Below are 4,786 nucleotides of genomic sequence, written 5' to 3' on the forward strand. Positions count from 1 at the left end.
AAATCCAAAAATTTCATCTAACTCCATTAATTATTTGGGACTTATGTCACAGCCCCTCTTCGTGTTTTCTAAAGGCTTGTTAATGGGCCTTAGTATGAGCGGCCGCTAAATTATCTGGGTCGGACGGGAGAAAGGCAATTTCTAAGAAACACTATAATTGTGCTTTATGGGTTATTATAGTAAAATATTCACTTAAGAGACTACGTGGAGGTGACGATTGATGACTACCAATAATGATAAAACTATGTTCTTTGACTTCGGCCAAGAACGTCAAGAAGATATTAAGCAGACGCTAAAGACGGTTTACGAGTCTTTAGAGGAGAAAGGTTACAACCCGATTAACCAAATCGTTGGTTACCTGCTATCTGGAGATCCAGCATACATTCCGCGGTTAAATGATGCGCGGAACCTAATTCGTCAACATGAACGTGATGAAATTATTGAGGAATTAGTTCGGTCGTACCTGAAGAATAACGGTGAGACTAAATGAGGTTAATGGGGTTAGACGTTGGTTCAAAGACTGTTGGGATTGCCGTTAGTGATCCTTTAGGCTGGACAGCACAAGCGGTAGAAATTATCCCCATTGATGAGGATGAAGAGGTCTTCGGCATTGACCGGGTCGCTGAGTTAGTCAGCAAGGAACAGGTCGCCGGTTTTGTTCTTGGTCTGCCAAAGAACATGAACAATACGGAAGGCCCCCGGGTAGACGCTTCTAAGCATTACGGTGGCCTATTAAAGAAACGTTTCCCAAATATCCCTGTTGACTACCAGGATGAACGCTTAACGACTGTTGAAGCCCACCGGATGCTGGTTGAAGAAGCCGATATCTCACGGGCAAAGCAGAAAAAAGTTATTGACGAGGTTGCCGCAACCTTTATCTTGCAGAGTTACCTTGATCGTCACGGCCGACTAGTACAAAAACTAAAATAAAGGATGATTAGAGTGAGTAAAAAGCAAAATAACGACGATAACCTGATTACCTTAATCGATGAGGATGGTAACGAACAGCTCTTCAAGGAACTATTTACCTTCGATTCGGATGATTATGGCAAGTCCTATATCTTTATTTACCCAGCAGAACAGGAAAATGATGACTCGGTGGATATTCAGGCCTACATTGTTGCTGATAACAAGGACGGCGACGGCCAAGACCTCGTTCCGATTGAAGACGATAAGGAATGGGACATGGTTGAACAGGTCTTGAATACCTTCCTTGACGATGACGGTAACTTCAACGCATAAGTTTATGGTGATAATAAAGAATAAAGAAGGGCTCCTAGCGCTCGGCACCGTCGAACACTAGAAGCCTCTTTATACTTGTGGGAGGATTCTCTCACGGATTAGTGGGGCAGGAAAATGATTTTAACCACGTTAATTATCTTAATTTTGATTGGTTGTTTTATAAATGGACACCGCAAGGGTTTAATCATGATGGTCCTGTATACCGGGGCATATATTGTCAGTTGGCTTGCCGCCAAGACGGTTGCACCGCTGCTCGGGACATGGTTAAGCCATCTCTTGCCAAATGTTACGGACGAGGCCTCTTATTCAAGTGCGATTCTTTCGGCAGTCGATACGAGTGCCTTCTTCAGTCGGGGGATTGCCTTTCTCCTGGTATTTACCGCGGTTTCCATCATTTGTCACTGGGGGATCCGTCAATTACGTTGGATTAAGCGGGTGCCCGTTATCGGGACGGTGGACCGCCTCGCTGGTGGGGCCCTTTCCCTGGTAATTGGTTACATCATTATTTTCCTGGTTCTGGTAGTCACCCAGTTGTGGCCAGCAGGGTGGTGGCAAATGCAGATTGCTAACTCCGGTTTGGCCCGGTTGATTATCAACCAGACACCAGTTTTAGCTCATTTATTATTACAGACAATCGGCTAAAAGGAAGTTAAGTATGAATCACAAAATTATTGAAACACTTGAATTTAATCGAATCAAGACGGGCCTTGCCCACTACCTGGTTTCCGCAGCGGGCCGCCAAGAGCTGGCAGCTTTAATGCCGGCAACGGATTTTGATACGGTTCACCAGATGCTGGAAGAAACCACCGATGGGGCCGATATCTTGCGCCTGGAAGGTGGAATTCCCCTTCCTAAATTAGCAGACGTCAAGCCACAAATGAAGCGGTTGCGGATTGGTGCCAACTTAAACGGGACCGAATTAGCACAGGTGACAAAAGTCTTACAGGCCAGCATGAGTGTGCAAAACTTTTTTGACCAGATGCGGGAGAAGAAGATTAAGCTACGGGTCCTTGAAGGGGTTGTTGACCGCCTCGTGACCATTCCTTCCGTAACACGACGGCTGGTTCGATCGGTTGACCCAGACGGGCGGATTACGGATGAAGCCTCCCCCAAGCTACATGGTATCCGCCAGCTGATTACGAAGACGGAAGATGAAATTCGCACTCAGATGGACCACTATACCGCTGGGAAAAGTGCCAAGTATTTGAGCGAGCCAATTGTGACGGTGCGTAATGACCGATTCGTGATCCCCGTCCTCGCCCGCTACCGGAATAAGTTTGGTGGGGTGGTCCACGACCAGAGTGCGAGTGGTCAGACCCTCTACATCGAGCCGGGGGCAGTGATGGAGGATAATAACCGCTTACGGCAGGCACAGATTGAGGAAAAGCAGGAAGTCCTGCGGGTCCTCGCTGAGTTGTCGGCCCTCATCACCCCTTACCGGCATGACATCTTAAATAACGAACGACTACTGGGCCACCTGGATTTTGTAAATGCGAAGGCTGCTTTGGCTCACCAGATGAAGGCTAGCTTACCGTTGCTTTCACGGGATAACGTGGTGAACCTTCGCAAGGCCCGTCACCCCCTGATTGCCCGTGATAAGGTAGTCGCCAACACCATTAAGATTGGTAAGGACTACCAGGCAATTATCATCACGGGACCCAACACCGGTGGTAAGACTATCACCTTAAAGACCCTGGGGATTATCCAGTTGATGGGCCAGTCGGGACTGTTTATTCCGACCGAAGAGGGGAGTACAATCGCCGTGTTTGACAATATCTTTGCAGATATCGGGGATGAACAATCCTTGGAACAAAACCTGAGTACCTTTTCCGGGCATATGGATAATGTGAAGGCAATTCTTGACCGGATTACCAACCGCAGCCTGGTCCTCTTGGATGAACTAGGCGCCGGGACGGACCCAAAGGAAGGGGCGGCACTGGCAATGTCTATCCTTGATGCCATTGGGGCCAAGGGGAGCATGGTGGTAATCACCACCCACTACCCGGAACTCAAAGTCTATGGTTATGACCGGGCCAAGACAATTAACGCCAGTATGGAATTTGACCAGGAAACGTTGGAGCCAACTTACCGTCTCTTACTGGGGATTCCGGGACGGTCAAACGGGCTGGAGATTGCTCAACGGCTTGGTATCTCGTCGACAATCATTGATGAGGCCCGGTCACTGGTCAGCGACGATAGTCAGGACCTGAATAAGATGATTGGTGACTTGGTTGAACAACGGCGAGCGGCCCGGGAAGAAAACGAGCGGTTGACTAAGCTGGTCGCAAAAAACCAGGCCAAGGAGAAGGAGTTAACCGAGAAACTTGATCGCTTCAATGAACAACGTGACAAACTGTTTGATCAAGCCCGGTCTAAGGCCAACCACCAGGTGTCAATGGCTAAGCGTAAAGCTAACCAGATCATTCACCACCTCCGCCAGCTAGAGGTTCAGCAGGGGGCCAACGTCAAGGAGAACCAGCTGATTGACGCCCAGGGGGCTCTCAACGCCCTCCACCAGGAGAACCCCCAGTTGAAGAATAATACCGTTCTTAAACGGGCGAAGGCCAAGCATGACCTCCATAAGGGTGACAGTGCCCTCGTAAAATCATATGGCCAGTATGGTGAACTGCTGAACCGGCGGGGAAGCCATAAGTGGGAAGTTCAGATTGGGATCCTGAAGATGGAGATTGACGAGCGGGACCTCGAGAAGGTTGCCAAAAAGAACCTGCCTAAGGATAAGACGACGCGGCCACGGAAACCAGCGGTGCGGACTACGCAGACGCGGCGGACTTCTGCCCGGCTGGACCTCCGGGGCCATCGCTATGAGGAAGCAATGGGTGAATTAAGTAACTTTATCGATCACGCCCTCCTGAATAACCTGTCTTCAGTAACGATTATTCATGGTAAGGGTACGGGCGCATTGCGGAAGGGAACCCAGCAATACCTGCAGAGTAACCCCCGTGTTAAGTCTTTTTCGTATGCCTCACCAAATAACGGTGGTGATGGAGCTACCATTGTTAACTTATAATAAGTAAGCAGATGTGGTGACTTTAAAAATGAGCTCTGGTAGAATAAGGGTATAGAAAACGAGAGGAGTTAACAAAATGGCAGTAAACGTTACAACCGACCAAACATTTGAAAAAGATACGGCAAATGGTGTTGCGTTAATTGATTTTTGGGCAACCTGGTGCGGACCATGTCGGATGCAGTCCCCAGTTGTCGAAGCATTATCAGAGGATATGACGAACATCAACTTCTTTAAGATGGATGTTGACCAAAACCCGGAGACTGCCCGCCACTTCCAAATCATGAGTATTCCAACACTGATGGTTAAAAAAGACGGTCAGGTTGTTGACCAAATTGTCGGCTATCACCCGGCAGAACAACTCAAACAGATTTTGCAACAATACACTGATTAGATATGAATTGATACGAAAAACGGTCCTGACCATTTGGCATTTGCCAGATGGCCGGGACCGTTTTGTTTATTATGGCTCTTCGTCAAGAAGTACTGATAAGATAAATTGAATAATTTCTAAGCAGC

Annotated in this window: 6 protein-coding genes; all 6 read left to right on the forward strand. The window is 48.0% G+C overall.

Going from position 1 to position 4,786, the window contains the following annotated elements; genetic code table 11:
- The first annotated feature begins 220 nt into the window (after nucleotides 1–220).
- The 6 genes from FD32_RS04865 to trxA all read left to right on the forward strand — a co-directional run bounded on the left by FD32_RS04865 (nucleotide 221) and on the right by trxA (nucleotide 4,661).
- Nucleotides 221–490, forward strand: a complete 270-nt coding sequence (locus FD32_RS04865; RefSeq protein WP_047770297.1) for an IreB family regulatory phosphoprotein — start codon at nucleotides 221–223, stop codon at nucleotides 488–490.
- Nucleotides 487–930, forward strand: coding sequence for a Holliday junction resolvase RuvX (gene ruvX / locus FD32_RS04870; RefSeq protein WP_047770299.1), 444 nt, complete (start codon nucleotides 487–489; stop codon nucleotides 928–930). The genes FD32_RS04865 and ruvX overlap by 4 nt, the downstream gene beginning before the upstream one ends.
- Nucleotides 931–933: 3 nt before the next feature.
- The gene (locus tag FD32_RS04875) at nucleotides 934–1,242 is read left to right on the forward strand and encodes a DUF1292 domain-containing protein (protein WP_047770305.1); all 309 of its coding nucleotides are present in this window, start codon (nucleotides 934–936) and stop codon (nucleotides 1,240–1,242) included.
- A gap of 114 nt (nucleotides 1,243–1,356) precedes the next feature.
- Nucleotides 1,357–1,884 (forward strand): CvpA family protein, encoded by a 528-nt coding sequence (locus FD32_RS04880; protein WP_047770307.1) that lies wholly within the window; start codon nucleotides 1,357–1,359, stop codon nucleotides 1,882–1,884.
- 13 nt (nucleotides 1,885–1,897) lie between these two features.
- Nucleotides 1,898–4,270 (forward strand): endonuclease MutS2, encoded by a 2,373-nt coding sequence (locus tag FD32_RS04885; protein ID WP_047770309.1) that lies wholly within the window; start codon nucleotides 1,898–1,900, stop codon nucleotides 4,268–4,270.
- Nucleotides 4,271–4,346: 76 nt separating this feature from the next.
- Nucleotides 4,347–4,661 carry a thioredoxin gene (gene trxA / locus FD32_RS04890; RefSeq protein WP_047770310.1) on the forward strand — a complete coding sequence of 105 codons (315 nt, stop codon included), beginning with the start codon at nucleotides 4,347–4,349 and terminating at the stop codon, nucleotides 4,659–4,661.
- Nucleotides 4,662–4,786 lie beyond the last annotated feature (125 nt).

This window comes from Limosilactobacillus panis DSM 6035 (assembly GCF_001435935.1).
Lineage (GTDB): Bacteria > Bacillota > Bacilli > Lactobacillales > Lactobacillaceae > Limosilactobacillus > Limosilactobacillus panis.